This is a genomic window from Pseudomonas sp. S2_A02 (genome assembly GCF_054668495.1).
On record NZ_CP162776.1, the window covers coordinates 1502854 to 1528067 of the forward strand.

General features: G+C 50.8%; 25 protein-coding genes and 2 pseudogenes. 13 read left to right on the forward strand and 14 right to left on the reverse strand.

Annotated elements, in window-relative coordinates; all coding sequences use genetic code 11:
* Positions 1–26 precede the first annotated feature (26 nt).
* Positions 27–950, reverse strand: a complete 924-nt coding sequence (locus AB4O41_RS06760; RefSeq protein WP_460146783.1) for a LysR family transcriptional regulator — start codon at positions 948–950, stop codon at positions 27–29.
* A 734-nt stretch (positions 951–1684) separates the two neighbouring features.
* Between AB4O41_RS06760 and AB4O41_RS06765 the strand changes: the two genes are divergently transcribed.
* Together AB4O41_RS06765 and AB4O41_RS06770 are read left to right on the forward strand one after the other, a co-directional pair.
* The gene (locus tag AB4O41_RS06765) at positions 1685–2395 is read left to right on the forward strand and encodes an aminotransferase class III-fold pyridoxal phosphate-dependent enzyme (protein ID WP_460146784.1); all 711 of its coding nucleotides are present in this window, start codon (positions 1685–1687) and stop codon (positions 2393–2395) included.
* The gene (locus AB4O41_RS06770) at positions 2352–3026 is read left to right on the forward strand and encodes an aminotransferase class III-fold pyridoxal phosphate-dependent enzyme (RefSeq protein ID WP_460146785.1); all 675 of its coding nucleotides are present in this window, start codon (positions 2352–2354) and stop codon (positions 3024–3026) included. Before AB4O41_RS06765 ends, AB4O41_RS06770 begins: the two co-directional genes overlap by 44 nt.
* Before the next feature lie 209 nt (positions 3027–3235).
* Here AB4O41_RS06770 and AB4O41_RS06775 read toward each other — a convergent pair whose 3' ends face one another.
* The 5 genes and pseudogenes from AB4O41_RS06775 to AB4O41_RS06795 form a co-directional block, all read right to left on the reverse strand.
* Complete coding sequence (locus AB4O41_RS06775; protein WP_460146786.1) at positions 3236–3841, reverse strand: hypothetical protein; 606 nt, start codon at positions 3839–3841, stop codon at positions 3236–3238.
* Between the two features lie 46 nt (positions 3842–3887).
* Positions 3888–5003, reverse strand: a pseudogene (locus AB4O41_RS06780) (IS66 family transposase).
* 18 nt (positions 5004–5021) lie between these two features.
* Positions 5022–5381, reverse strand: a complete 360-nt coding sequence (tnpB, locus tag AB4O41_RS06785; protein WP_460146787.1) for an IS66 family insertion sequence element accessory protein TnpB — start codon at positions 5379–5381, stop codon at positions 5022–5024.
* A 680-nt stretch (positions 5382–6061) separates the two neighbouring features.
* On the reverse strand, positions 6062–7492 hold the full coding sequence (locus AB4O41_RS06790; RefSeq protein WP_460146788.1) for an amino acid permease: 1431 nt from the start codon (positions 7490–7492) through the stop codon (positions 6062–6064).
* A 197-nt stretch (positions 7493–7689) separates the two neighbouring features.
* On the reverse strand, positions 7690–8487 hold the full coding sequence (locus tag AB4O41_RS06795; RefSeq protein ID WP_460146789.1) for a gamma-glutamyl-gamma-aminobutyrate hydrolase family protein: 798 nt from the start codon (positions 8485–8487) through the stop codon (positions 7690–7692).
* Between the two features lie 105 nt (positions 8488–8592).
* Between AB4O41_RS06795 and AB4O41_RS06800 the strand changes: the two genes are divergently transcribed.
* Both AB4O41_RS06800 and AB4O41_RS06805 read left to right on the forward strand, forming a co-directional pair.
* A complete protein-coding gene (locus AB4O41_RS06800) occupies positions 8593–9297 on the forward strand; it encodes a FadR/GntR family transcriptional regulator (RefSeq protein WP_460146790.1) in 705 nt (234 codons plus the stop codon).
* A 623-nt stretch (positions 9298–9920) separates the two neighbouring features.
* Complete coding sequence (locus tag AB4O41_RS06805) at positions 9921–11174, forward strand: OprD family outer membrane porin (RefSeq protein WP_460146791.1); 1254 nt, start codon at positions 9921–9923, stop codon at positions 11172–11174.
* A 411-nt stretch (positions 11175–11585) separates the two neighbouring features.
* Here AB4O41_RS06805 and AB4O41_RS06810 read toward each other — a convergent pair whose 3' ends face one another.
* From AB4O41_RS06810 to AB4O41_RS06825, 4 genes are all read right to left on the reverse strand, one after another.
* Positions 11586–11951: a histone-like nucleoid-structuring protein, MvaT/MvaU family gene (locus AB4O41_RS06810; protein ID WP_460146792.1), complete on the reverse strand. Its 366-nt coding sequence runs from the start codon at positions 11949–11951 to the stop codon at positions 11586–11588.
* Positions 11952–12054: 103 nt separating this feature from the next.
* The gene (locus AB4O41_RS06815) at positions 12055–12300 is read right to left on the reverse strand and encodes a type II toxin-antitoxin system PrlF family antitoxin (RefSeq protein WP_460146793.1); all 246 of its coding nucleotides are present in this window, start codon (positions 12298–12300) and stop codon (positions 12055–12057) included.
* Positions 12301–12524: 224 nt separating this feature from the next.
* Positions 12525–13022, reverse strand: a complete 498-nt coding sequence (locus AB4O41_RS06820) for a 3'-5' exonuclease family protein (RefSeq protein ID WP_460146794.1) — start codon at positions 13020–13022, stop codon at positions 12525–12527.
* A gap of 143 nt (positions 13023–13165) precedes the next feature.
* Positions 13166–13465, reverse strand: a complete 300-nt coding sequence (locus AB4O41_RS06825; protein ID WP_460146795.1) for a hypothetical protein — start codon at positions 13463–13465, stop codon at positions 13166–13168.
* Between the two features lie 232 nt (positions 13466–13697).
* Here AB4O41_RS06825 and AB4O41_RS06830 point away from each other — a divergent pair, with 232 nt between their 5' ends.
* The gene (locus AB4O41_RS06830) at positions 13698–13997 is read left to right on the forward strand and encodes a hypothetical protein (protein ID WP_338920304.1); all 300 of its coding nucleotides are present in this window, start codon (positions 13698–13700) and stop codon (positions 13995–13997) included.
* 361 nt (positions 13998–14358) lie between these two features.
* Here the strand turns inward: AB4O41_RS06830 and AB4O41_RS06835 are convergent, their stop codons facing one another.
* The 3 genes from AB4O41_RS06835 to AB4O41_RS06845 all read right to left on the reverse strand — a co-directional run bounded on the left by AB4O41_RS06835 (position 14359) and on the right by AB4O41_RS06845 (position 15812).
* A complete protein-coding gene (locus AB4O41_RS06835) occupies positions 14359–14715 on the reverse strand; it encodes a hypothetical protein (protein WP_460146796.1) in 357 nt (118 codons plus the stop codon).
* Between the two features lie 52 nt (positions 14716–14767).
* Positions 14768–15172, reverse strand: a complete 405-nt coding sequence (locus AB4O41_RS06840; RefSeq protein WP_460146797.1) for a DUF6957 family protein — start codon at positions 15170–15172, stop codon at positions 14768–14770.
* Positions 15173–15278: 106 nt separating this feature from the next.
* Complete coding sequence (locus AB4O41_RS06845; protein ID WP_460146798.1) at positions 15279–15812, reverse strand: metallophosphoesterase family protein; 534 nt, start codon at positions 15810–15812, stop codon at positions 15279–15281.
* Between AB4O41_RS06845 and AB4O41_RS06850 the strand changes: the two are divergent.
* The 8 genes and pseudogenes from AB4O41_RS06850 to AB4O41_RS06885 all read left to right on the forward strand — a co-directional run.
* Positions 15784–15942 (forward strand): annotated as a pseudogene (locus AB4O41_RS06850) (DUF6691 family protein); the annotation flags it as partial. The gene AB4O41_RS06845 and the pseudogene AB4O41_RS06850 sit on opposite strands and share 29 nt — an antisense overlap.
* Before the next feature lie 527 nt (positions 15943–16469).
* Complete coding sequence (locus AB4O41_RS06855) at positions 16470–17399, forward strand: LysR family transcriptional regulator (protein WP_460146799.1); 930 nt, start codon at positions 16470–16472, stop codon at positions 17397–17399.
* A 135-nt stretch (positions 17400–17534) separates the two neighbouring features.
* Positions 17535–19061: an amidase gene (locus AB4O41_RS06860; RefSeq protein WP_460148310.1), complete on the forward strand. Its 1527-nt coding sequence runs from the start codon at positions 17535–17537 to the stop codon at positions 19059–19061.
* Positions 19062–19199: 138 nt separating this feature from the next.
* On the forward strand, positions 19200–20042 hold the full coding sequence (locus AB4O41_RS06865) for a transporter substrate-binding domain-containing protein (protein ID WP_460146800.1): 843 nt from the start codon (positions 19200–19202) through the stop codon (positions 20040–20042).
* A gap of 27 nt (positions 20043–20069) precedes the next feature.
* Positions 20070–20717: an amino acid ABC transporter permease gene (locus AB4O41_RS06870; protein WP_460146801.1), complete on the forward strand. Its 648-nt coding sequence runs from the start codon at positions 20070–20072 to the stop codon at positions 20715–20717.
* Positions 20717–21388: an amino acid ABC transporter permease gene (locus AB4O41_RS06875; RefSeq protein ID WP_460146802.1), complete on the forward strand. Its 672-nt coding sequence runs from the start codon at positions 20717–20719 to the stop codon at positions 21386–21388. The genes AB4O41_RS06870 and AB4O41_RS06875 overlap by 1 nt, the downstream gene beginning before the upstream one ends.
* Positions 21385–22164 (forward strand): amino acid ABC transporter ATP-binding protein, encoded by a 780-nt coding sequence (locus tag AB4O41_RS06880; protein ID WP_460146803.1) that lies wholly within the window; start codon positions 21385–21387, stop codon positions 22162–22164. Before AB4O41_RS06875 ends, AB4O41_RS06880 begins: the two co-directional genes overlap by 4 nt.
* 37 nt (positions 22165–22201) lie before the next feature.
* Positions 22202–22873: an RraA family protein gene (locus AB4O41_RS06885; protein WP_460146805.1), complete on the forward strand. Its 672-nt coding sequence runs from the start codon at positions 22202–22204 to the stop codon at positions 22871–22873.
* A 243-nt stretch (positions 22874–23116) separates the two neighbouring features.
* Here the strand turns inward: AB4O41_RS06885 and AB4O41_RS06890 are convergent, their stop codons facing one another.
* Positions 23117–25063 carry a methyl-accepting chemotaxis protein gene (locus tag AB4O41_RS06890; RefSeq protein ID WP_460146807.1) on the reverse strand — a complete coding sequence of 649 codons (1947 nt, stop codon included), beginning with the start codon at positions 25061–25063 and terminating at the stop codon, positions 23117–23119.
* Positions 25064–25214: the final 151 nt, after the last annotated feature.

Sequence of the window (25214 nt, forward strand, 5' to 3'; positions counted from 1 at the left end):
CACACCCTCTTGGGGCTCGCGAGCAATTAGGCAACTTCGCTGCGACGAGCCTCAGGAATGCAAGAAAGAGAGCTCTCCAGTGTCTCTGCCACACAGCGTCGAAGCGATCGAACTAATGGCGATCTGTTACCAGCAAGTGTTGCCAAAGCCAATGAGCTGCGTGGAGCGTCAGCTAGAGGTACGTAGCGCACACCTGGGTGGCTGAATAAGCGAGTGGCTGTCAGCGGGAACGTGTCAAACGCACCACCATAGGCAACAGCAGCCAAGCTCTCAGGAATCGACTGGACATAAGCTCCGATCCGGCACGCCTCATGCCGCTCCGAACCCAAACTCCAATAATCAGCCCACTCTATGGGAGCCCCCTCACCCGCTACCGCGAATGGTTGCTCGATCAAGTCTGAAATAGAGAGGATCGAGGCATGCGCCATTTCATGATTGGCCGGTACGGCAGCGACTCGTGGCTCATCAAACATCACATCGAGCTCAAGGCGCGGATCGCAAATCGGTAATCTAACGAGCGCAGCATCTACCTTGCCAGAAATGAGCGCTTGCACCTGATTTGTCATGGACAGCTCAGTAAACACCAACCGAATACCAGGATTACTCTGTTGAAAGAGAGTGAAAATAAGGTGGGTAAGCTCACCCGCAGCATCACCAAAAAAACCTAACTTCAGGACACCACGACTATTTTCAGCTAGGGCTCGGCATTCTAGGATTGTATTGTTCATGCTCCCTAAGAGCGTGCGAGCCTGATCTATGAATGTCTGACCTGCCTCAGTCAGGGAAACACGATGACTGGTACGTTCAAATAATCTGAATCCCAGCTCACTCTCAAGCTTAGCAATTTGGGCGCTGAGGCCAGATTGAGCAATGTTCTCGATCTCGGCTGCCTTACCAAAATGAAGGGTCTCAGCAAGCCGGGTTGCCAAGTGAAGCTGTCTTGTGTCCATTGCGGGTACCTGCTACTCACGGAGCTTGTGGAATAGCTCCCTTGCAAAAATCATGCGAATCACTGCATTCGCGAAAAAGCATCGAAGCCCTACCCGACCTGCGGAACCTGGCTCGGTTGGCTGAATGAATAATGCACCCAATCAGGGCGAATCGCTCAAATTTATCTCAATACAGCATCTGGACGAAGCTTGTATTCCCCCCAAATGCCCTCAGCGACGCCGTAGTTCATTCTCCAAGAACTGCGACTGCTTGGCGACTCAACGAAAAACCCGCTTGATAGTGGGCAGCTAAGACGCAGACGGTAACAAATCGCTTTGAGGGGTAACACTTTAAAATACTGCGATTCCGGCCCTTACCTATTCCACCATGCAGGGCGCCATGCTTTTCAGTTGGCAGCCTTATTCCATTTGAGTTTGAACAATGGATTTCACTGGCGTATGCATTTGAACGGCCAATCCACATAGATCTCGCAATTTTTTGGAAACAATCAGCAATCACAAATGCTGATCAAGCGATCTATAAATCCCCATTGCTCAAATACTTATTGTGAAAATACTATGACCTTAGCTTTCGTCAAGTGCACAGAAGCCGAAGCTGTATCAATGAGGAGACCACGAACCCTCATGAGCGTCAACTCTGGTGTTGAGATCAAATTTGTAATGTGCATAAAAATATTGGCAAAGTCTGAGATTCATTTAAAACAACCATAATTTAAGTACATTTGGAAATAGCCATGAAGCTTAATTACCAGCAATCGCTTAAAAATTTCTCTGAAGCCTTTTCTCTTTCCAAGGAAGAAACCTCGAAAGGAAAGGAATATATTCCAGGAGGTTTTAGCAGGCGCACATTTGGCTATGGCCCGCATGCGATTTTCGTCGATAAAGGCGAAGCTCAGTACCTTCATACCATTGAAGGTAAAAAACTTCTCGACCTCAATAACAATTTTGCAACCAATGTACTGGGTCATAATCACCCAGCGATAATAAATGCAATCCAAGAAACGTTACCCAATGGTTTCTCATTCGGTAATCCTACCAATCATGAACTCGATCTGGCAAAGCTGATTTGTGAGCGCATCGACTCGGTTGAGCAAGTAAAGTTTTTTTGCTCCGCTAGCGAGGCATGTTTGAGTGCCGTCCGTATCGCCAGAGGCTATACAGCCCGTAAAAAAATTGCCAAATTTGAGGGGGGGTATCACGGTTTTTCGGATGACTTGGCCATTTCCGCCCACCCTAACCCAAACAATTTTCCCGGCCCCGACTCAAATCCAAAAGCGCTTCCAGATTCCGACGGGATTCCTGCCTACAAAAGCGACAACGTCATCGTTCTGACTCAAAACGATTTTGAGTCTTGCGAAAAAAGTTCTTCGTGGCAACGCGGACGAAATTGCATGTTTGATCATGGAATTACAAACTTGCGCGGGCGGAATTGTAGAGCTGGATAAAACCTTCGTACAAAAGCTTAGGGCTCTTACTAAAGAGCTGGGCATTCTGCTCATCGCTGATGAGACGATTACACTCCGTGCGAATTTCAAAGGGCTGCAAAGCGAGTATCAAATCAAGCCTGACTTGACAGTCCTTGGGAAAATGATCGGTGGTGGCCTACCCATCGGGGCAGTTGGCGGCAGCAAAGAGGTCTTCCGCGTTATTGAAGAAAACCAGGTTATGATCTCTGGCACCCACCATGGTCATCCATTGGCCTGTGCTGCTGGCATTGCCTGCCTTAAAGCCATGGATGAGAATGCTTATGCGCGACTCAACGAAATGGCAGCGAAGATTAAGTCCGAACTGAATACTTGGGCCAAAGAGTCCAAATATCCATTTACCGTTTTCGGCTCCTTTTCGGTATTCGCATATGCATTCACGAAAGAGCTTGGCCAGACTATCAACACACATCGTGACTATTGGCATAAAATCGATGAAAACAGCATGGGTATCTACGCACTCGAAATGGCGACTCGCGGCTACTACCCGGTACACCGTGGCCAAGTGGGTCTCACACTCCCGATGACCGACGAAGACGTCAACGGCTACATTGAAACCACTAAGGACATCATCCGTCTGATCTACGCCTAACAATAACGGCTTGCGTGTATGCTCTAGACACGCAAGCCATTTTGTTGCCAGCCATAAAACAGCCTGCTCTAATTGTCACGCTATTAATTTCTATAAACTAATCGATAGCATCTAGATGTAGTAGTTCCCTAGAGTTGTGTAAGCATGACGTGTACCGGGCGAAACCAAGACCATAGAATCAACTAAAAACCCAGCATACAGATGAATCCCTAAAAAGAATATATAAAATAAGTTTCAAATAAAAAAGAAGTTGCATTACTGCCAAGGTATTCCTTCGCTCCCTCACCAGGTTTTCCCACCCCCATAACTGCGCCAATAGCCAGGTTATTATTTGGCATCCAATCGATAAACAAATTGGTTTCTTTGGAAAAATCTGAATGGCTTATGCCATCCGGCCTCTGATAAAAAGAAAAGTCATAATAAGCAATCCCTGCAGTGAGAGCTTCATTCGGATGCAAACCAAACTTGACCATTGATGTTCGCTGATTGGTGTTGAATAACATTGAGTTACCAACGATTTCACCTTGTACCCACGTACCCAAATCACCACCATAACCATAAAGTAACGAATCATGGTTCTGAGAAAATTCAGAATACCGGTACGTTAAATTAGGCGTCCATGGCGCGCTCGACAATGTGTAGGTAGCACCTGCATACCACGAACGTGATTCGGTATCCGAATTTTCTTGCCATACGTACTCTGCGGATGTCTTAAGTTGCTCTAATCCAGGCACGGGAATATCTATCATTCTAACGTCGGAAACATCAAGCCCATCTCGGGCCTTGAGTTCATCATCGGTAACATCAAAATGCATGGTAAGCGCTCCATAAACCCCACCTAGTCAAAAGTGGCCGGCGCGTTTAGCTGTGGGGTCGAGGCTTGCAGTTCCACGGCAACAGGGCTTCGTAATCTTCGATCGAGGATGCCTGTGGCAGGCGCTCCAGTGCGTGGCGCAGCCACGCATAAGGCTCTTGGCCGTTGGCTTTGGCGGTCTCGACCAGGCTGTAGAGTTGAGCACTCGCCGTCGCGCCTTTGGGCGTATCGCTGAACAACCAGTCCTTCCTTCCGATGACGAAGGGCCGGATCGCACGTTCGGCGGTGTTGTTGTCGATTGGCAGGTAGCCTTGCTCGACGTACCGTTCCAGTTTGTTCCAGTTGTTTGCCAAGTAGGTAACAGCCTTGCCAAGTGCATTCTGCGTGGTCATGTATGGGAGCGTTTTCTCCACCCAGGCCTTCAGCTCACTCATCACCTTGAGACTCAAATCCTGACGTCCTTTTTTCCGACCCTCATCGCTACTCTCTTTGTAGGCGATCTCGATGCCGTATAGCTTGCTGATCAGCTTCAACGCGACGTCCGCACGACCTGTCTTTCCTTTAGGTTGCACTTTTTGCGTTTCAACAAACATACGGCACTACTTGGTGGTCAGCAGCATCGCCAGTACACTTGGGCTGGCCATGCTTTTTTCAATCAGTTGAGCCGGCTTATCCGCAGTGACCGGTGCCGTCTCGCAGTCGCGGCAACCGTAAACTTTTCGAACGTGTTTGATCACACGGATCTGCATCGGCACGATTTCAAGCTGCTCGCTGACTTCCTCGCCAATGGCGTGTTTGCGGCAGCCGCAGACGCAAGTCAGTTCATGCTCGGGAAGTTCGTGGATGACTTCGATACGTGGTAGGTCGGCAGGTAGCGGCTTGCGTTTGCCGCGACGTTTGGCCGGAGCGACAACCTCTTCTTCAGCGTTTTCGTCGACAGGCTTGGCGATACTTTCCGCCTCGTTGAAAAGGGCTAGCTGAGGCGTTGCCAGATCGGCTGTCTGCTCGGACTTACGTCCGAACAAGCGCTGGCGCAGCAGCGCGTTTTCTTCTTCAAGATGAACGATGCGGCCCTTGTTAGACTCGCGCTCAATCAGCATCTGCTCTAGCAATTGCTTGAGCAGCGCGGGGTCGTCAGGAAGGTCTTTGGGCATCGAAATCATGCCCAGGATTATACCGAATCAGGCCACGAATCGTGGCGTCAAAACCTGATGGGGACGGTTACGCCAGAGGTCAAAACCGTCGAGCAACCAGTTGAGTTCCTGGACGGTCAGGACAATTGCCTCATCGGTGACATCGGGTGATGCTTTGAATCGCTCGGACTCCAGCCGTTTGAGCCATAGGCAAAAGCCATTGCGCTCCCAATATAAAATCTTCACTCGGTTGCGGGGCTTGTTGAGGAAAACGAAAAGCACGGGGTCAAAAACTGCGACCTTAATGTCCAACTCGACCAGCGCAGCCAGGCCGTCGATGGATTTTCGGAAGTCGACAGGTTTGGGGGACAGATACACTTTTTCAACTTTTGCATCGGGTCGCATCATGGCGGACGGCTCCAGAAAGAAATTGGGAGCACAGCATCCGGGATCACTTGGCAGCTTTGAATGTGTAGTTCATGGAGCGGTTACATTCTTATTCCATCCGACAGCAGAAAATGTACGAAAATCGAAAGTCAGGAGTTTTGTCATTCTGACCGACTTTATTGGAAGTGGCGACAGCGCCACAGCGTTACTCGATGCCATGTAAAGTGTAGCCTCCATCAGAAGCTGGCATTCAGGAAAATTCATTAACTTTTGGGTAATCGCATACAGCGGCTCGCAGCGAGGTATAGCAAAAGTTCAGGGCCACAGGTTTGCCCCGAAAGTTCACGTCGTTTAGGATCGGGGCAGAACAGTGTGCTAATGAATCTGTTGCAACCTCCTTCATCACGCCGCGCCAGATCAAAAAAATATGAGTGTGCTGAAATTGAAGAATCGAGGTGAACTCAGAACCAATGCCCCCCCCGACAAAGATATTTCATAACCCTCATTGATTGGCCAAGCATTCCATTACCAAGCCAGCGGTTTCTCTATGCAGAGTTGTTGGATGGAAGGAACGCCGACACATTGTAATCAAAAAGGCGCCTACTAAAGCGCCTTAGGTAAAAGACGTAAGGAAGCTTGTGGTACGGCTCCTCTCATTACTCTAAAGCTATACTACACCTTACTATAGGCAGGAAAAAAGCTTATGCACAGGTGACAGGAGTTTTCTCATCGTTTTCAACGTTCTTTTTGTGTTTATACTTATACAGAAGCACCAAAAAGATAAACCAGTACGGCATTACATACAATGCAGTTCGTGTATCAGACTCCAAGAAAAGCAAGCAAAGGATGAAGATGATGAATCCTTGAACGATAATCGCCATGGGAACGCCGCCGGGGAACTTGAAGGACGAACTCAAATGGGCGCTGGGATTTCTCTTCCTATAGACCACGTAGGAAAGAATGATCATCGACCACGTATAGAGTCCGGCGACAGCGGCCACTGTGGAAACCAAGGTAAAAATAGTCATCACTTCAGGAATGAAGAACAATAGTGCGAGACCAATAAAAATAGTGACGCCGGTGAAGACGATGGCATTACCGGGGACGCCACCTTTAGTTATGCGACCTAGAACGACGGGCGCACGTTTGTTTTTGGATAGACTAAACAGCATTCGCGCTGCTGAGTAAACGCCGCTGTTAGCGGATGAGGCTGCCGAGGTCAAAACGACGAAGTTGATAATGCCGGCGGCGGCAGGGAGCCCTGAAAACAGGAAAAGCTCAACGAAAGGGCTCCGATTCGAAGGAACTTGAGCCCACGAGATCACGCTAATGATCCCAGCAAGCGCGAGCACATAGAAAAGCAGGATACGGAAAGGGATAGTATTGATTGCCCTTTTGATCGTTCTCTCAGGGTCTTTGGCCTCAGCGGCAGTGGTGCCGATCAACTCGGTACCATTGAACGAGAAAACGGCTATCTGGAATCCGGCGAAGAAGCCCATAATTCCGTGCGGCAAGATGGAGCCAGGCTCAATCAGGTGAGAAAAAGAGGCAGTGACACCGCTAGGAGAAACGAAGGAGTTCAGCACCAGCATTACACTTGTGAGAACGAGAGCAACGATGGCAAGGATTTTCACAATACCGAGCCAGAACTCCACTTCACCGAACACCTTAACCGTCAACAGATTTAGCGCAATCAGGATGCCTGCAGTAATAAAAGCGGGCGCCCAAGAAGGGGCGTCGGGGTACCAATACTGAAAGAATCCAGCAACCATTATCATGTCGGCAACCGCTGCGACGCACCAGCACAACCAATATGTCCATGCCAGGCTGAAACCAGCCTGCTGCCCCAGGTACTCGGTCACAATATCGGCAAAGGAGTTGAATTTCAGGTTTGATAGCAGCATTTCTCCCATTGCGCGCATCACACAATAAATGAAAAACCCGATGATTGCGTACACTAGGATGATGGACGTTCCCGCAAGTGCAATCACTTTACCGGAACCCATGAACAGCCCAGTACCTATAGCCCCACTGATCGAAATCAATTGGATGTGGCGGTTTTCAAGTCGTCGCTTTAAGTCGTTGTCTTTAATGCCATTATCTGACACAGACATAACATGATCATTATTCATAATACCTTCTTATTTTTGTTCGAAAAAATACTAGTTTCCCTTGTGCCGCGAATTAGCCGCCTACCACAAGAGACCGTCTCCCCCAGTTGATACAGGAGCCTCCTTACTGCGGGACGACAAAAGGATAGGAGAGTATTTTTGAATTCGGTAAATGCGTCCGAACAACTACTCAACTAACTCTCTGCCACTTTCAAAAGTTAGATTGCGCTTATTACAGGCTCACTGAAATGTATCTGATCGAGTTCTCTATAAACTCTTGCTGCATTAAGGAATGCGTTAATTAGCATATCAAAATCTTCTTTAGTTGCCTCGTTTTCTTCAGGGTGCCATTGTACGCCAACAATCCAGCTCTCACTGGTAGCTTCAATGGCTTCTACCAAACCATCGGGCGCCTGTGCAGTGACTTTCAGCCCCTCGCCTACTCTTGCAACAGCTTGATGATGGGCTGACCGAATAGTGAGTTGTGGAGTGCCGTAGACTGCGTGGAGCTTTGATCCGGGCTTAATCGTCACTGGATGTGAAACCATGCTGGAGTTATCCAAGTTACCGTTATGGCAACCTGGGCCAATCTCCTGAATCATATCTCCCCCGAACGCAATATTGATTAATTGCATCCCTCTGCAGATACCGAAGATAGGCTTACCTACAGTTCTTGCTTGCAAAATCAAATCGAGTTCGAATCTGTCGGCGTCTAAATTGATGGCATACATTGTGTCTGTAATGGGCACTTGACCATAACAGGAAGGATCTGCATCGCCACCGCCTAGTAAAAGCAGACCAGCCACTTGATCGATCAACGCTTCTGCAGTGCTGTTAGATGCGGAGGCTTCAACGAAGATATACTCGGCTCCGTTACGCGTGAGCGTGATGAGGACGTTGCTGGATAGTTCTTGCAATTTTTTTTCCAGCCAGTCAGTGGCGTCCGGCGGTGTTAACGACCCAACTACAAGGATTTTAGGGACATCCATTAGGTTTTGATTGGTTCTAATGGCCATTTCAGGCACTATCCTTCATTATTTTTCTGTAAAAGCAGCTACGTACATCACCGATGGCAAGCTGCGAACGAGCCGGAAGATTAACATCTATTGTCTAGAGGTCAAATGAATTTTTTAGCCCCCCTTCCAACTCAGGTGCGATCTACGCCAGATCTGGTCGCCCTACGACTCCGAGAAGCTATTTTTACAGGCGAACTACGCCCTGGAGATCAGTTACCTACAGAAGCTGAGCTAGCAAAGGGGTTTGGTATCGCGTTAATGACGGTTCGTGTGGCATTGGCTGCGATGAAGGATCTAGGGCTACTGGACACCGTCAGAGGGCGCAATGGAGGCACCTTTGTCGCCAGCAACATAGGTGAGCGTATCGCGGAGGCGGCGAGGCGGACGCCTATGACAAAAACCGAGCTTAGAGATCTTACAGACTGGCGTCGTGCCATATCCGGTGAAGCCTGCTTCCTAGCAGCTAAGCGAGCTGATGCCAATGAGATTACGAGAATTCAACTTGCAGCCCACACATTCGATGAATTGCTCCCTAAGCTACCAGATACACGTTTCGCGGACGTCCGATTCCATGGGCTCATAGCGGAAGCGTCAAAATCGCAAAGCCTGATCAGAGGGGAGATCGAAATCCAGCGAATCCTGACAGAGGTAATTCTCGCGATAGAGAAGCCGAGGGAATTAAAGAAAATTGCAGGATCTTGCCATGACGGGATCATGGCGGCCATCGCGAGTGGTGATGGTGAAGACGCGAGGCAAGCAATGCTGGAGCATGCCGAAGAAACGTTCACTTGGGCTACCCTGTTACTCTGATGATGCGCTTATGTCGCCTAGAAAGTTGCTGCGTATCGGCCTAGCAGAGATGATTAACATCAATCAGGGCAGATTACGGCTCGTCGTGAACGCCGCTTTTGGCTAAGTCATTGGCATCGCGGTTAGCCTTTAGACCAATTCGCACCAACTCCCGAGGTCGCACTCGTTAGTCGCCGATTGTGCCCTACCCCTTCCAGTCAAAGCCCCCTCTTGTCGACCATTAGAGCAATTACCCTCCTTGAGAGCGTCCCCCACAGCTCCCTGCAAGCGTCAACCATTTTTGAGCAGCCCGCGAGCTAATCGCTGAGGAGGGCTTCTCGCAAATATTTCATTTTACATCTAGACTGTATATGTTTATTCTAGGTCAAGTGGTCGGAAGATCCGACGTCCGACCGGATTGCTTCAAGCAGCACTGCAAGACCTTATCTGCACTTTCAAAGCTACCGTTATAAGGAGCGCCCCACTGTCCAGGGCTTGCGTTGCGGGTCGCCAAGCTTCCAGCCTGCACTTGTGTTTATTCAATTGCAATAGATACTAAACTACAAAAATATTGTAATAAAAAATAGATCTTTGCAATCGATACATCCTCCGCCATTTAATAACAATAATTAAGAGTGTCTGCTATGCAAATCAAGCTCCTTAGCACATTATTGTGCGCAATACCTTGCGCCCTAAGTTTTTCGGTCGCCGCCAGCAATCAATCAGATTCGAAAGGGTTTGTTGATGACTCATCTGCAAGTTTGCTTTTCAGAAATGCATATTTCGTTCGAAATTATGAAGACAATACCAATGACGTTAAGGTGTGGGGCCAAGGGTTTATTGGTAACTTCCAATCTGGTTTCACACAAGGCACTGTTGGGTTAGGCGCGGATGCCTATGTTTTGTCGGGAGTAAAACTGGATAGCGGTCGTGGAAGAAATTTTTCAGAATTTTTTGACACCGATAGTGATGGTCGGCCAGTTGATGAATTGTTTGAAGCTGGTGCAGCAGTGAAACTTCGTGTGTCTAATACTATCCTAAAGCATGGCACTCAATTTCCACTACTTCCGATTCTCACCTACTCCGATATCAGGCTTCTGCCGCAAGCTTTCACTGGCACATCGATCATAAGCAAAGAGATTCCTGGGCTTGAGCTCAATGCTGGACATTTCACTGCCGAAAGCGAGACAGGGGAACCTGCCCGTGACTCGGCGCGGTTGCGCTCTACAGAGTTTTTAGGAGGACGTTACAGTGTCAATGAACAATTAAGCTTCATGCTTTATCATTCGGATGTGGAAAGCCAATATAATAAGTGGTACACCAATGGCAAGTGGGTGATGCAACTTAGCCCCCACGAGTTGTTGACACTTGACTTTAGCATGTACCGCACAAAATACGACGATGGTGCCGTGTCCGCGATAGTGATGGGTGGGGATGGGAAAAATAACCGCAATACAATCTGGAGTCTGGCCGCGATATATGGTGTAGGGCCGCATACCTTCCAGCTTTCTCAACAGCGCAATAGTGGCGACACCGGCTACGCCTATGATTTTGGTGATGGAGGAGCGCTGTGGGTTGCAAACTCTCTCTACTCAGACTTTAACTTAAACAACGAGCGTTCTTGGGTGGCGAGTTATGGATATAGCTTTTCAGAGTTTGGTCTACCTGGACTGACCTATAAATTTGCATATGGATATGGTTCGAACATTGCTGCAGATAATTCGAGCGATAGAACAGAACGGGAGATTTTCAACCAGGTTAAGTATGTTGTTCAGGATGGGCGGTTCAAGGATTTGTCGCTAAGACTGAGGAATTCGTTCTACCGGACGGATAATGAAGTTGGCCCAGATATGAACGAGATCAGAATGTTTATTGAGTATCCGATACGCCTCCTGTGAGGCAGCCTTGCTGCCCTTGGTTTGCCCATAATTTTTGAGGATCGAGGGCGGGTTTAGACCTAGGCGCACTAACACCTGCTAATATATAGCTAGATACTCGTCATCACTATGGTGGGCTGGTTGTAGTGGCGGCTTCTGTTGAGCAATTCGCGGCAAAAACACTATTCTTGGGGGCGCCAACTGAAGGGAGCGAGACCGGAGATGGCCTTGGCAGTGAATGTTTATAACCTAACACATGCGATTTGCGTACTCGGGGCCCGCCAACTGATGACGCTAATGGGATAAAAGGACTTTTTTCGTCTGTCGTCCGCACAAAAACAAACGCCCCGAGCAAGTAGAGGCATTTGTTGGGCTGACCTTCAGTGCGTTTTCACACAGTCTGTGAAGGGTCACTTTTGTACTCAAACCAAATCACTTGGTCAGCCAAGACTCGACCCTCTCTGTGCCGTATTTTGCCTTCCACTCTTTCAGGATCTTGTGGTTGCCGCCTTTAGTTTCGACGACTTCGCCGGTGTGAGGATTTTTGTAGATCTTCACTTGGCGTGGTTTACGAGTGCTGGCCTTGGACTCGGCTGCCGGTGCGCGTCGACCAAACTTCGGATCAAGCAGGTTGATCAGGTTCGGCAGGCTGTAGCCGTACTCGGCAAGCAGAGCGCGCAGCTTGGTTTCAAATTCGATTTCTTTCTTGAGGCCAGCATCGCCTTTCAAGGCTTCGAGAGCTTCGAGTTGTTCAGCGAGGTGTTTTTCGAGCTGGCGAAATTCTGCGAGCTTGGACATGGTCGTTCTCTAGGTAGTTAGTCACCTAACAATACACTAAAAAGCAAAACTTGAATTTAGAGTCGGAGAGCTCTGTTCGCGAGTCGAGGTTCGCGGCCCTGATTTATTCGTCTTCCGCCGAGAGCGTTGAATTGAGGTCAATATCTGCCTGACCGACCAGCGCAGAGATGCGAGCGACCAGACTCATCTCCACAGGCAGCATTCGCTCTGGATGCGCGTCCATGTCTGCCGCCAGAAGCTCGAGAGTTCGGGATACGGATAGATGGGCTTCCATCAGTTCATTCGCTGGTAAGGTCTTGTTCTGAACGTGGTGCGCGGACTTGATGCTGGGGATACGAGGTTTACTCATGACTCAATCTTATGCGGTTCGAGGTTGCAGCAACTGCGAGACTGTCCTGCCCACTTTGCTGATGACGCGTTGCTTCGATGGCTTTTTTGACTAAGAAATTATGGCTCAGCAATAATTATGGCTGAGCCATAATTTGAAATAATCCAGTTTTTCCGCTCCCCGCCGTGGTCGCGTCACCAGCAGGACACCGTCCAAAGCTGATAAGCCAACTTTGTGATGTGCCTCTATGGTGACAAAACAAACCGGGAGGCCAAGGTCTTGAAAAGCTCTGCGAGCATTCGCGCGTCGAGCAATGCATGGTGGGGCGGATGCGGAAGCTCTGCCTGTTCAAGAGCTTCCGCATCGACTTTATTAAAAAGGATCGCCAGGCTGGTTGGTTGATTCATAACCTGGACTGGCCAGGGTTGATGACCTGCACAGACGAGATCACAGAAAAATCGCAAGTCCCAACACGGCGCATCTGAGCACACCTCAAGCTCCCCGGCGAAGCTCCCTAGAAATCCTCGAAGAAAGACTTGAGCTTCGACAAACGACTGACCATACCGCAAAGGATCGAGATGCGGTAAAACGTTCTGGATGACAAAGTCACTGCAATCGTCGATCGAATAGGTATCCGTCAACTCAACGTAAAACTCTTCGGCTGACTCTGATACCAGCGCTAGAGATATCAGCTTTGAGTCATGATTGAGCTGAGTAAATTCGCAATCTAGGAATATCTTCAACGACCTAGTCCTTTTCAACGATTGTTAGCGTGGGATGCCATTGGCGCCCATGCTCGTCTCACTATTTAGTGTACTGACGGATTTGCGAGCCAAGTCGACTGAGTGAGATGAGGCGCTGCATCCGTGATTGGACGTGGAGGCTGTCAGTCGTCTCCCCAGGGATCGAATTTGTCGCCATACCTAGCGTGTAACGCACGATTGCGTTCGATCCGCCTTATCCACGGATCGTAATCCGCCGGCAACGCTGCGAGCTGAGCGCTGATGATCATTTGCATCGCTTCGTCACGCAGTAATCTGCTGGTCAGCTCGCGGCATTCGCCACGCGTCACCACACCATAAGCGGCGTGATTGTCTTTAACGTAGAGATCGGTCATTCCTACCCGTATATGGCCATATTTGTGTACGTCATCCGGGTAGATGTCCTCTAGGCTGAGATATCCCATACCAACTCCGGGCTAAGAATGTACTCGCTGAATAGCACTGCCTGTACGCTCCGAAATATTCAAAGGTGCCACGGATAGCGTGCACCATCATTAAGTCGTCCCTTCGCGCCAGCGCCTACAAAAACCAGCCAACAACATGCTGAGCAGGGCTACCTATGAGCCAGCCAGCAACAAGCGGTTAAGTGTGCGCATGATAACCTCGACTCAGACATCACTGTTCTGAGTACCCACCTTGAGCACTGCCACCGTACCCAACGATTTCAACACATTGATCAATGCGCCAAAATTTTCGGACGACCCAGTTGGTCGGCGTCAAATGAAGCGCTGGCAGCTCATCGCTGATGACATCTTCAAAAGCACCTCCAAAGAGGCGTTGCTTGAAGCTAGGGGCAAAGCCGAAGGCTATATCCACGGTCTTGTAGACGCTGGGCATTTGTCGACGAGAGACACCGAGCGCGACTATCTCATTTTGAGCACCGTCCAACGGCGGCGTGAGTTTTTGCAGAAACTGCTGAACGAGTACGGTTACTAAGCCAAGGCCGCTGTGAGCTGTCCGATGATAAAACCAGCGTCACAGGATAGAGTCAGTTTGAAGCGCTCCGCATGGGTCACTCGGAGCGCTGCTGATTAAAACCATAGGAGGGCTAGCAAGCGATTTTTCATCGGTCTAACGGAGCTCGAGCATTGAGCTTATCCTGAATCGACTCCCATTCCTCCATTGAAATTAACACCGCAGTCCCGCGTTCTCCATCAACGAAAATCGGTTTGCGAGTCGTGATTACCTGATCGAGCAACTCGTCAAAATGGGCTATTGCCCTAGCGACTGACCATCGCTCATCTGCCATGTGCCACGACCCTACCAGGTGATCAAATGATGGCTTTCATACTACCGATTAGAATCCATCGGCGGACTGGAGAAGCTTTAAAAAGCTAGCTCTTCCGAGGTCTCGCCTGAAGCTAGCGATGACGTAATTACCATCTTGAGTCTCGAGTAACCAAAATCGCCCTTCTTTCCTCGCCGACTGAATTTTACCCGTGTGAAGAATTGAACCATCAGCTCTGTGATAGGCATCATCCTTCTCAGAGTGATCGAATGACACCCCGACGCATATGTCATCTGCAATGAAAGCGTCGCTGATGAAGGCCGTGACAGGCACCGTGTATTTGCGAAGGCTTGCTCGCACCAAGCGACTCATCTGGAAGTCGCTCACATCCTTGCTATGAAACTCCAGTTCGATTACTTCAGCCATCCGGCCAATGCTCCAAAAAAATGACTCAATATGTGTGCGCGGCGGTCACTGCTTAACCGGCTTTCATGGAAAAAGCAGCACCAATGCTAGCCTCTTTTCTCAGTCCTGGCCCAAGGAGGAGGTAGACCGTATTGTTGGTTTCAAACACACAGCCTTCAGTGAAAGAGACACCGAAATTACTCCGCACCCACATTCGAGGCTGGAAGCGTCCTTTGCTGTCCAGGACTATCTCATGAGCAAAAAGCGTCGCGGGAAGTAGACCAAGCCCGCTTAGCTTTTCTTTCTCAGCAGGGTTAACCGTGAGGTCGATCAGGATCCACTGCTTTACAACACAGAAGGCTTTGCCAGGGAAGGCGTTTGCGGCCAATGCGATTAGCTCGTCTTGGATGCTCTGCCAGCCAGGTGCTTCCTTCCCCGCCCCGTAAAGGAGCTGGGAAATCTCTTCTAACGTAACCATGTGCATTTCTCGATCGATGTAGGTTTAGATCGCACAAATGGAATTCATCCCAGCGCCAGAACGGGAAAAAATATGATTGCTGAGGTTTATCGCTGAATGACGCCCATCAAATCTCGACCAAAAAATCCTGATCAAAACCGGTCTTTTCAGTCGGATATCCGCGAGGATTTGACACAACCCGGCATCCTCCTTTAACGAAATCCGCAGCGATGTGGGTATGTCCATAAATCCACAGATCGGCCTTCTTCAGAATCTCTGGCCAATTGTTTGCGTACGCAGCAATGAGGTGTGCAGGAAAATCTCCACTTACGTATTCCGACGTAGGAGCATGGTGCGTGACCACAACAGTTTTACCGGCGAAAGGCTTGTCCAGTTCTCCAGTAAGCCAGGCGTACGCCGCCTTTGATTTAGTGATCAGGTCATCCGGATACAAGCGCCGATAACTTTCTTCGGCTCTTATCACAGCGAAGTCATTCATGCATTCCCATGCAACACGTTTGGCGGCAACGACATCACCTGTCGACGAGAAATCCGTCCACGCTGTCGTGACCAAAAACCTTGTTTGGTTGAGGATCAAGGCCTCGTTTTCGAGGACGTGAACATGTGGCGCTTTTGGCGCGGGCTGGGGATTGGCAGGCATTTGCCTGGCCCTGCAGTGGCCATCCTACTGACAGGCCAATGGCAAGCAATCGTGTCATGTTGGCGATGCTGGCCGGCATGTTGTTTTTGCAGCGCTGGAAACCATGGATCGGACAGGTCATCAGGGTTAACCCTTGCTTCGTCTCGATAAATGGTTGCCTGACGGCGCTTTTGAAAAGAGCTGACCTGACGTGGAATCGGCAACAACCGGCGAAACTCAACTCCTCCCTTTCAGGAAGCTTTCCCCACTTGGATTCGCGATACGGGCAGCGCATTCGGCTCTGGGTGCACATGGGCCGGGTTTGGAATGGTTCGCTGAGTCGCAAAAAGCTGACTTCTAGGATTTTAAGCGGGTCTGTCCATGCCACCATGACGCTATTCCAAAAAGTTTATGGCCTAAAATGTCTAAGAGTCCGCCCAGCCCGGTGCTACGACAGTAAGCGTCGCGCAGCACCTTAGCCTGAACGCGAACCTCGTTCATAAAACGTATTCGAGTAAAAAACAAACCCCTGACTCTGCAATTTGCTCCTTTGCAGCTGTTTGAAAAAGATGCAAAAAAGTCGCTGTAAACGTATTGACACACCTTCGAAAGGCTCAACCCTCGCTTGTACCATTTGCCGAATCGGCAATGGTATTTTGTGTTGGAAATTTAGGGGTAATGATGATGAGCTCCAAAAAAATCCTTCAAGAACCCGCCGTTCGCTATTTTCTAGAAGTCGTCAGATCAGGCTCCATTAGTGAAGCGGCCTCAAGACTGAATGTAGCGTCGTCAGCTATCAGTAGGCAGATCGCAAAGCTGGAAGCTAGCCTGGACACTTTGCTGTTTGAGCGCACGGCGCGAGGCATGCAGCCAAGCGCTGCAGGAGAATTGCTGGCGGCTTATGCCCTTAGAGTACAGATGGACAGCGATCGAGTTAGTAATGAAATCGAGTCCCTGAAAGGCTTGGGTCGAGGACTCGTGCGAGTAGCCTCGACCAGCGGCTTTGCTTTGGAGTTTTTGCCACGAATTGTCAGTGAATTCCAAGCCATCTATCCGGGCATTCAGTTTCAATTGCACGTTGACACCGCTGACTGCGTGGCGCGCCGTTTACGGGAGGGGCAATCGGATATCGGGCTGACCTTTAGCCAGGCACCTGAGGCCGACATCAGCGTCCACACTAGAATATCTGCTCCCATCTATGCAGTGATGAGCAGTCATCACGAGCTCGTAGGAAAACGCTACGTATCGCTAAACCAGCTTGCTCTTTATCCGCTTGCTCTTCCGCAGCGAGGAATTTTGATGCGAGATCTGTTCGACGTTTGCTGCAGTCATCACGGCATAGTTGTAGAACCGGCTCTCAGTGGCAACTCAATGAGTACGATGCTGGGTTTTGCTCAATACAACGGTGGAATTGCCCTGTCGTCCCGTCTGCTCATTCGGAATTTACTTCAGTCGGGTCATCTTCACGCGGTTCCACTCCGTGAGCGCGACCTGATCCATGCTTTAAGCATAGAAATATGTACCCTTAGCGGTCGCCTGCTGCCAGCCGCGACCAAAGCATTCCTGAGCTATCTCCATCGTTCGCTGAATGAGACAGACCCAACTTAAAATCACCATGCCAAATCGGCAACGATAGTTTCTTATATTTGAAATTGTGGCATCTCAAGTCACGGTTTAGATTGGGGTCATTCACCCCACGTTACCTACCGGTGACGCCTCAATCTATTGGTAGTGGAAATGACGATGACACATGCACATACACTGGTGGAAAAATCGGCAGTAGAGCTGCGCAGTTTGATCGGCTCCAAGGAAATTTCTCCAGTTGAGCTGATGCAGGCGTGCATCGAGCGGATTGAGGCAATTAACCCATTCGTGAACGCTGTCACTGCGACAGATTTTGACAAGGCTTTAGACCAAGCCCGAGTCGCTGAAAGAGCGGTACTCTCGGGCGCACCATTAGGATTGCTACACGGCTTACCCATCGGGATCAAGGATCTCGAAAATACAGCCGGTTTGCGCACTACTTTCGGGTCACCAGTCTTTAGGAATAATGTACCCAGCGAGGACAACGCTCTGGTTGCTCGCATTCGAGCTGCGGGTGGCATTGTCACCGCCAAGACGAATGTCCCGGAAATGGGCGCCGGTGCTAACACGCGCAATGCCGTATGGGGTGCTACTGGCAATCCTTTTGACGCGCGTCTTAATGCAGGCGGTTCCTCCGGCGGATCCGCTGCGGCGTTAGCGACCGATATGATGCCGTTATGCAGCGGCTCAGATACCGGTGGTTCTTTGCGCATCCCTGCGGCCAAATGCGGCGTCGTCGGTTTACGCCCCTCGCCAGGCCTTGTGCCAAGCGAGCGTCGTCTGCTGGGATGGACGCCCATTTCGGTTGTAGGCCCCATGGGCAGAACAGTAGCGGACACATGCCTGCAACTCCAGGCGACTGCAGGTCTGCACGTCAGCGACCCGCTCAGCTACGCCCATGCGCACACGTTCAACTGCTTACCCCAAGTCGACTTGAGCACTTTACGGGTGGGCTTTACTGAGGATTTCGGCTGTTGCGAAGTCGACAATCAGATCCGTGAAGTTTTCCGCAGCAAAGTCAGGCTGCTCAGCGGTCTGTTCAAAACGTGCGAGGCTGTAGAGTTTGATCTTGGCGATGCACATGCTTGTTTCGACGTGCTGCGGGCGGAAAGTTTCGTGGCAGGGTTGCGACAAACTTACAAAGACGCTCCCGACATGCTGGGTGAAAACCCCAGAGCGAATTATGAACTGGGTATCAAAATGTCTCTGGAAGACTGTACCTGGGCTGCGACCGAGCAGACACGCATCTATCGTCGATTTCAGTCGGTTTTCGACCGTTATGATCTCATCCTTGCACCGACGACGCCGATATCACCTTTTCCTTGGCAAGACCCTCATCTGACCTCCGTGAATGATGTGCCACTGGATAATTACTATCGATGGTTGTCACTGACTTATGTGGTAACCCTGGCCACCAATCCGGCCATTTCTCTCCCTTGCGGTCTCGATCATAAGGGTATGCCTTTTGGCATGCAGATCATTGCTCCGTTCCGCCAAGACGCAGCGCTATTGGCCAGTGCAGAACAGATCGAGAAGGTTTCCCAAAAAAATCCAGGGTTGAAAAGACCCCGTCCTGATTTGCTGAAGTTGATCAGCCAGGCAGTCGACCTCAAGTCAATTGTCACCGCTGCTCCTGATGCATTAAGTGATACTACTGCCGCTCAGGTACAAAACTCAGCCGTATAGAGAAAACACCCGTTGCCCCGAGGAAATTGTCTGTATTTTTTGAGTCGGATTGAAAGTTAACTTGGAAAACAATCGCCGAAGAAGCAACCAAATCTAGCCCCTTTAAATCTGCTAAAAATGACTATCGAGGAACATACCATGAGTGAATTCATACGTAGTATAAGCAAACGGCTTCCACCCTTCGTCTTGGGTGCTGTTATTTTTAGCGCTGCTCTGGGTTCGGCTCAAGCAGACACTTTGGGGGACATCAAGTCAAAGGGTACGTTACTTGTAGTAACCGAGATGCAATATCCCCCTTTTGACTTTATGGAGAACGGCGTTTACACAGGCTTCAATAAAGACCTGCTAGACGAAGTAGGTAAGGAGATCGGCGTCAAGGTTCAATACCGCGACCTGCCTTGGACTAGCATCCTCAGCGGTCTCGATGCCAAGAAATTCGATTTCGTTGGTGCACCGATCAACGCCACCAAAGAGCGTATGGCACGCTACAGCTTCAGTAGTCCTTTCGCCTTTTCCGGTAACTCGTTCATTAAGAAAACAGGGAATGCCGCCATTGGCAAACCGGAAGACTTCTCCGGTCTACGAGTTGGAGTAATGAAGGCCAGCTCGGTGCAAAAACAAGCGCTGAAGTTCTCCGAAACGCTGCCAAAGCCGATGGATATTCGGGAATACACAGACATAAATCAGATCTACGCGGACATAGCTAATGGACGTCTGGATGGTGGTGCGTCCACAGCTCCTAACGTCGCCTATGCCGCAGCAAAAAGACCAGACATCTTGCAAGTGGTCGACCCTGCTTTCGGCGCGCCTGTCTACTATGGCTGGATTACCCGAAGCGACAAAGAAGATGAAACTCTTATCGCCGCAGTGTCCGGTGCACTGGCAACAATCATCTCAGACGGACGCATGGCCACTATTCAGAAAAAATGGTTCGGTCGCACTGAAACACTCCCTACCACCATGCCTGAGCCCTTGATCTGATAGGACACAAGCGTCGGAGACGGGTTTATGGAATTTGATACAGTCATAAAGGCCCTACCCTTCCTGCTCGAAGGGCTAGGCATCACACTCTACGTGTCAGCTATGGGAACGCTAGGTGGCAGTGTGATAGGCATCATTATCTGCGTTTTGCGCTGGACTCGCGTACCCGTGCTGGTATGGCTAGCAGCGGTCTATATCAGCTATTTTCGAGGGGTGCCGTTGCTGGTGCAGCTGCTGTTATTCTACAACTTCCTGCCCTACGCCGGTATTGACCTTTCGCCTTTGGTCGCGGCGATCTGCGCACTCGGTATGGTGGGGGGCGCATACATCGCCGAAATTCTACGGGGCGCACTTGCCGCGATCCCCAAAGGGCAGGTCGAAGCAGGCCTGGCATTGGGTTTCGCACCTCTGTCGATCTGGCAACGGTTGTTGCTCCCACAAATGCTGCGACTGTCGATGCCGGCGATAACCAACGAACTGATTATGCTGGTTAAAGCCTCTTCTTTAGTGTCAGTGGTTGGACTGGCGGAAATTACCAGAGTAAGCCAGACATTCGCCGCCAGCACATATCGACCGATGGAATTCTACCTCGCTGCGGGTGCGTTCTACCTGATTACAAACCTGGTTCTTTCGTTCTGCAGCTCGCTGCTAGAGCGCAAGCTGGCAAGGAAATAATGATGGAATTCGCGACTTTTATTTCTTATACGCCTGCGATCCTCCATGGCCTATGGATTACCCTGGCCAGTTGGATCATTGCCTCCGTCGGCGGTGTACTGCTCGGGCTAGGGATAGCTCTGCTGCAACGTTCCAGTTCGCTCACCGTACGCATGGCAGTCAGAGCCTATGTGGATGCGCTGCGTTGCTTACCATTGCTGGTAATGATTTTCATCGTGTATGCCGGAGGCCCATCCATCGGCTTGATGCTTGATCCATTGTCAGCCGGGATACTGGTGTTGATCGTTCATGGAAGTGCCTATTTCGCTGAAATTTTCCGAGGCGGCTTTAGCGCGGTTCCGAAAGGCCAGATCGAGGCTGCCCACAGCCTGGCTATGACGCCATTCGCCATTCTACGTCGGGTCACCCTACCCGGCGCTCTCACAGCAGCGGCGCCCGCACTGATAAACATGATCATTAACGTATGTAAGGAAACTGCGCTGCTGTCGATCATCACTGTGGCCGACCTGACTTTCGAGGTTCAGAAAATGGCGATAGAAACCTTTGCCTCGTTCGAGTCGATCCTGACGTTGGCCCTAGGCTACTGGCTACTGATCGAAATTTTTTCCCGCTTGGGTCAACGTGCCGAACGCCATATCAATCAGCACCTGAATATGAAGAGAAGCGCATGAGTGATTTCTTGGTAAGCATCGCCAATGTTCACAAAAGCTACGGCGATTTTGAAGTGCTTAAGAATGTCAGCCTGGACGTCCAGCGCTCCGAAGTAATTTGTCTGATCGGCCCAAGTGGTTCGGGCAAAAGCACTCTCCTGCGCTGTATCAATTTTCTCGAAACTTATGACAAAGGCACAATCACCATCGGTGGCAAAATAATCGGCTACCAAGATACTGGCGGTAAACGCAAACTCATGGTCGCCCGCGAGCTGCGGGAAATGCGCCAAAGCATAGGCATGGTGTTCCAGCAGTTCAACCTTTGGCCGCACATGACCGCAGTAGAAAATGTTGCAGAGCCGTTGCTGCGCGTTCAGAAAATGAATGCAACCGATGCGCACTCCAAGGCACTGCGAATGCTTGTGCGAGTAGGCTTGGCGCAAAAAGCCGATAATTATCCAGCGGCTTTGTCTGGCGGCCAACAACAACGTGTCGCTATCGCGCGAGCTTTGTCCATGGATCCGGCCTTGATGCTATTTGACGAACCCACCTCGGCGCTCGATCCGGAGCTGGTGGGCGAAGTGCTACAAGTGATGCGCGATCTCGCCAACGAAGGTATGACTATGGTGGTGGTCACACACGAGATGGGCTTCGCCGGTAAAGCCGCCGACAAAGTCGCGTTCTTGGACGGAGGGTGCATCGTTCAGTTCGGTACGCCGCAGCAGGTGCTAAAGGAAAGCGAAGAGCCGCGTTTACAGCAATTTCTGCGAAGTTATCACGCGCGCAACGATTTTTGAAAAGCACCCTGTGTCAGCCACTTTGGCGGAGCGAGTCATGATCGGTTTCAGAATCAAAGCAGGCGGCGAAAAGGTCTCGCCGTATTGGGTGGAGGCTTTTCGCAACCTGCCCGTCCCGAATATCAGCGACTGCATGGCGCGCATGACGGCCGGAAGTGCTGATCTGCGGGCATTTTATAAAGGCCCACGCATGGTCGGCCCAGCGCTAACCGTCAAGACACGGCCGGGGGACAATCTGGTGGTACACAAGGCACTGGACATGGCGGAACCGGGCGAAATCTTGGTGGTAGACGCCGGTGGAGACCTGACCAACGCTTTAGTCGGCGAACTGATGATCGCACATGCAATACACCGCAAACTCGGCGGGCTAGTTATCTCAGGTGCGATCCGTGACAGCGAAGAGATGCTGGCTGGCAGTTTTCCAGTCTTCGCCTTGGGCGTGACCCATAGAGGGCCGTTCAGGGATGGGCCTGGAGAGGTCAATGTACCCATCGCCTTAAACGGAATGGTCATTCTCCCAGGTGATTTGGTTTGTGGTGATGCCGACGGTGTGGTCAGTGTGGGGCGTCAAGACGTCGAGGAAGTCCACGCGTTGGCACTGAAAAAACATAATGACGAAGTTGAGTTGATGGCGCAGATCAAAGCCGGCATGTCAGACCGGAAGTGGGTAGACGAATTACTGACTCGTAACGGCTGTTCGATTGAGTAGCTAACTTGTTTACGTTCAGGGGCGCTTAGATCGCGGTTTAGATTGAATCGTCCCGGATTTCTAGACACCCTAGATCTTCGTTCCGGAGCGCTGTTCGAACTCTATCGGTGACAGCTCAATGTTGAACCTATGCAGGCACGCCGGAGAATCGTCTCCTGACCATATCCAACTTCCCCGCCTACTCTTGGCTCCTTATATTTCCCTTTACATGACTTGTCGTGGTTGCGCACAAATTAAGACAAGCTAGAACTTGAAGCGCCCCACCAGCCCCTTCAGTTGACCAGAAATATCCATCAGGCGACCCGATCCGGTGTGCGCCGAATGCGCAAACCTTTCGACCAACTGGGCATCGGCATGGATTTGTGCAATGTGTCGGTTGATATCTTCGGCCACCTGATGCTGTTCCTCTGCTGCCGTGGCGATCTGAGCGTTCTGGTCGCGAATCGAGTCCACCGATTCGCGGATCTTGTCGAAACTGTCGCGCGCCTGCTGGATACATTCAACGCTGGTTTGTGACACCTCCAGGCTCCGTTGCATCTGCTGGGTGACCTCCTTAGTTCGCCGTGCGAAGTTGCCGAGCAAGCTGTCGATTTCGCTGGTTGAGTCTGCAGTGCGTCGTGCCAAGGCGCGTACTTCGTCGGCCACCACCGCAAATCCACGACCCTGGTCGCCGGCGCGCGCCGCTTCAATGGCGGCATTGAGGGCCAACAAATTGGTCTGTTCAGCAATCGAACGAATGGTATCTAGGATGGTGTTGATGTTCTTACTGTCCTGCTCGAACATCTGCATGGTACCTGCCGACTGCTGCAGGTCGTCACTCAATTTAAGAACGCTGCCCGTGGCCTCACCTATGTGCCGTTGCCCGTCGTGCACCTCTCGGTAACCGACATCCGCGCAGGAAACAGCATGACTGCAAGAGCGGGCCACTTCGTTGGAGGTAGAGACCATCTCGTAGAAAGCTGTGCTCACCAACTCAATTGCTTCGCGTTGGCGCACTGCGGCGTTGTTCATGTTACTGGCCACTTGACTGGTGTCCGCAGCGACCTCTTGCAAATCGGTGGAAGCGCAACCGATACGCCGCATCAGTTGCGCAATCATGCCAAGGAACTGGTTGAACCAACCAGCCAAAGTGGCGGTTTCGTCCTTGCCCCGCACTTCCAGTTCACGGGTCAGGTCGCCCTCCCCTTCGGCGATTTCCTGCAGGCCATCGGCAACGCCGCGAATCGGTCTAACGATCACACCGGCGAAGCTCGCGCCGACGATGGCGAAGATGAATGCCAACACGGCGGCAATCAGCGCGATCAACCCTGTCAGGCTGGTGGCCTGAGCCATGACTTCATCGCGCTTGATCAGACCAATAAAGCGCCAGCCCAGGCTTTCGGAACTTACCACATTAACCATGTACGGCACCCCATCGATCTCCACCTGGGTCATGCCATCGCCACTATTTGCCAGCTCGGTATAGCCAGGGCCCAGGTCGGCTAGGGGCTTGAAACTATTTTTCGCATTGGCGGGATCGACCAGAACGTTACCATTGGCTTCAACCATCATTAGGTATCCGCTGTCGCCCAGTTTGATGGTTTTAACCAGTTCAGTCAGTTGTTTGAGCGAGACATCCACGCCGACAACACCCACCGGGTTGCCGCTGGCATCGGCGAAAGCGCGAACCGTGCTGACCAGCACCATGTCATCAGGCGCCCAGTAGTAAGCGCCCGTGCGCACAGTTGAGCCTGGCGCGGCCGCCATGGCGGTCTTGTACCAAGGACGCACTCGGGGATCGTAGCTGGCCATTTTCTGGTCGTCGGGCCAACCGGCAAAACCGCCGTCGTTGAGCCCCAAGGAAATAGACGCGGTGGTCGGATGGGTCTCGGCAAATTGATCGAAAACAGCCTGGAGTCGCTGATCGGCTTCGGTCACAGGGGTTTGCTCAGCATTGGCAGCGGTATAGTTTTTCAATCCCTTGACGGTGGCAATCCGAGGATCCTTGGCAAGGTATGCGACGTTTTGGCGGATGCTTTCAAAGAACTGCTTCATGCCGTTGTCGATCTGACGAATTTCACGGCCGCTGCTATCCAGGAAATTCGCTTGTGCTGCGCTGCGCAAGTTCAATACGACGAGCACCGCGACCAGAATCACCGGAAGGCAGGCGACGGCAGCAAATACCCATGTCAGCTTTTGTTTGATGTTCATGACTTCTCCAGCGGGTATTTATAGGTAGTCAGGGCGAGCCGATGGACGGATATACCGAATGAAATCAAAACAACGCCCACGACGAATGCCACGAAATCTGCGAGTGCAGCGTCCGTAGATAAAAATCAGTGTTTTATTTTCAAGAAATTCA